The sequence below is a fragment of the Aeromonas sp. MdU4 genome (assembly GCF_041929505.1).
Lineage (GTDB): Bacteria > Pseudomonadota > Gammaproteobacteria > Enterobacterales > Aeromonadaceae > Aeromonas.
On the sequence record NZ_JBHFMW010000036.1, the window covers coordinates 1 to 2,909 of the forward strand.

General features: G+C 53.4%; 2 protein-coding genes and 2 pseudogenes. 3 read left to right on the forward strand and 1 reads right to left on the reverse strand.

Translation table 11 applies throughout. The features are described 5' to 3' along the window. The coding region (locus tag ACE1BR_RS20805) for a hypothetical protein (RefSeq protein ID WP_374873647.1) at nt 1-202 on the reverse strand (202 nt) is incomplete at its 3' end. Between the two features lie 413 nt (nt 203-615). Between ACE1BR_RS20805 and ltrA the strand changes: the two genes are divergently transcribed. The 3 genes and pseudogenes from ltrA to ACE1BR_RS20820 all read left to right on the forward strand — a co-directional run. After that, nucleotides 616-2,139, forward strand: a complete 1,524-nt coding sequence (gene ltrA / locus ACE1BR_RS20810; protein WP_374873649.1) for a group II intron reverse transcriptase/maturase — start codon at nt 616-618, stop codon at nt 2,137-2,139. 80 nt (nt 2,140-2,219) lie between these two features. Continuing rightward, a pseudogene (locus ACE1BR_RS20815) lies at nt 2,220-2,492 on the forward strand (DDE-type integrase/transposase/recombinase); the annotation flags it as partial. Between the two features lie 214 nt (nt 2,493-2,706). Further along, a pseudogene (locus ACE1BR_RS20820) lies at nt 2,707-2,909 on the forward strand (hypothetical protein); the annotation flags it as partial.

Genomic DNA, 2,909 nt, shown 5'->3' on the forward strand with positions numbered 1-2,909 from the left:
CCACGAGTCTGTCTGGAATATTGAAACGGTAACTCACGATGAGAAACCCAACAATCCCACCGAGTGTGACGGTGGAGAACCTGAGCGGCAGTGACCTGCGGCATGCCCGCAGGGTGATGTAACCCGCTGACAACGGGGATTGAGGCGAGATCACTAAGCCAAGATGATCCTCAAGGTTGAGTATTGAAAGGCTGAAGAACATGAACCCGTTAATCCGCCTCTGTGGGTTGAAAATGTCACCACGGCCTACGTGATCTCACAGGCCGTGCAGAAGTAACTGGCAGTGATACGTATGCACTGCCGGTCTAAGGTGTTTTGATATGTATGCGAAACACCGGGGCAGCAGCGTTTATCACGCTTGCGTTGCTGGCTTCTGCCAACTTGCGGCAAGCAAGGATAAAGAGTGCGACGGGCAGCCTCCTCAGTATGTCTGAGTCCAGGCAGGTAAACCGGGGAAGATCAGCGACGGATGTTAAGGGGGCATGGCCCTGATGACGCGCTGGTTGGCGGAGCTTCCATAGTAGTCCGCGATGGGGAAAGCCCATTACATGGCGAAGGGAAGTAGTTTGAATGTGTTTGCGACGTGAATTAACTGACCTAACGAGGTGAAGACCTTTGATAATCAGCGAAATGCAACGCAAGCTTGCCACATGGGCAGCCACCGAACCGTCCCGACGGATTGAACGGCTGCTACGTCTGATAACACAACCAGAATGGCTGGCTGAAGCCGCGCGGATCACGCTTTCATCAAAGGGGGCGCATACCCCCGGCGTTGATGGTGTGAACAAAACAACGCTACAGGCCAGACTGGCTGTTGAGCTGCAAATCCTTAGGGATGAACTCCTCTCCGGTCACTACCAGCCCCTACCCGCCAGACGGGTTTACATCCCTAAAAGCAACGGCAAACTGCGACCACTGGGTATCCCCGCGTTGCGGGATCGTATTGTTCAGCGGGCAATGCTGATGGCGATGGAGCCGATATGGGAGAGTGATTTTCATACACTATCGTATGGATTTCGGCCTGAGCGCAGTGTCCACCACGCGATCCGCACGTTGAAATTACAGCTCACCGACTGTGGGGAAACACGGGGGCGCTGGGTGATTGAAGGCGACCTGTCCAGCTACTTTGACACCGTACATCATCGATTGCTGATGAAGGCCGTACGTCGCAGGGTTAGTGACGCAAGTTTCATGGCCCTGCTGTGGAAAACCATCAAGGCGGGACATATCGATGTCGGTCTCTTTCGGGCGGCCAGTGAAGGCGTGCCGCAGGGAGGCGTAATATCGCCGTTGCTGTCGAATATCATGCTCAATGAGTTCGATCAGTATCTGCATAAACGCTACCTGAGCGGGAAAGCCAGAAAGGATCGCTGGTACTGGAATAACAGTATCCAGCGAGGCCGAAGTACCGCAGTCAGAGAAAACTGGCAATGGAAACCCGCTGTAGCGTACTGCCGGTATGCCGATGACTTCGTGCTTATCGTTAAAGGCACCAAAACACAGGCAGAAGCCATCAGGGAGGAGTGTAGGGGCGTGCTCGAAGGCAGTCTGAAACTCAGGCTGAACATGGACAAGACTAGGATCACCCATGTTAATGACGGCTTTATCTTTCTGGGTCACCGGCTCATCCGCAAACGCAGTCGTTATGGCGATATGCGGGTGGTCTCGACGATCCCGATAGACAAGGCCAGAAACTTCGCCGCATCGCTGGCAGCACTATTATCAGGCAATTACAGTGAAAGCAAAGTCGACATGGTTGAGATACTCAACCGGAAATTGAAAGGCTGGGCCGCGTTCTACCAGTTCGTGGATTTTAAGGCCAAAGTCTTCTGTTATATCGACCGAGTGGTGTTCTGGAAGCTGGCTCACTGGCTGGCCCGCAAATACCGTACAGGTATCGCTTCCCTGATGAGGTGGTGGTGTAAATCGCCGAAACCGGGTCAGAGCAAAACGTGGGTTTTATTTGGTAAAACCAATCACGGTAAGCTCAGCGGTGAAGTGCTGTACCGACTGGTCGGGCAAGGCAAGAAGCTGTTCCGCTGGCGTCTGCCTGAAGGTAATCCCTATCTGAGGATGGAAGCCAGAAATACGTATACATCGCGCTACACTGATGTGGCAATGGCGTTCGCCAGCGTTTAAATGGAGAGCCGGATGCGCTGAAAGGTGCACGTCCGGTTCGGGGAGGAGAGGCCGGGAAATAGTCCGACTACGCCCTGCCTCTTACTCTACTCTGGGCAGGTGGTCGTTGGTATTACCTGGCAGCGGTTCTTGACCTGCATACCCGGCGGGTCGTGGGATGGGCGATGTCTGATAAACCTGATGCAGAATTGGCAATCAAAGCACTGGAGATGGCCTATCAGCAGCGGGGTTGCCCATCCGGTGTGCTATTTCACTCTGACCAGGGCAGCCAATATGGCAGTAGGGCATTTCGGCAACGACTGTGGCGTTATCGCATAACCCAGAGCATGAGTCGTCGTGGCAACTGCTGGGATACTCAGTTCATTATGCTCAAGAACATCAGCCCAATCTGACCCGTGCTGGGATTGGCGAACATAATGCCTTTGCGTTGACCTGTCGATTGGATGCTGATGTTCCCTGGCATTGCTGGGCCCAGCGTCTGTGACCTAATAGGAGCCTTGTGCTGCATCTTGAGTGTCCTGTCCTGCGTATGGGGTTGGTAGTGCATATTCCTTGGAGGAATGAGCCATGAACAATTCCAGAAACAAAGCTGAAGTTATCCTTGGTGTAGACACCCATCTGGATACCCATGTTGGGGTTTTGCTTAATGCACAAGGACACCAGTTGGGATGCTTGATGGTCACGACCAATATCAGCGGATATGAGAGACTCGTAACCTGGGCAAACTCTTTCGGGTGCTTGAAGAGAGCAGGCGTTGAAGGCACAGGCAC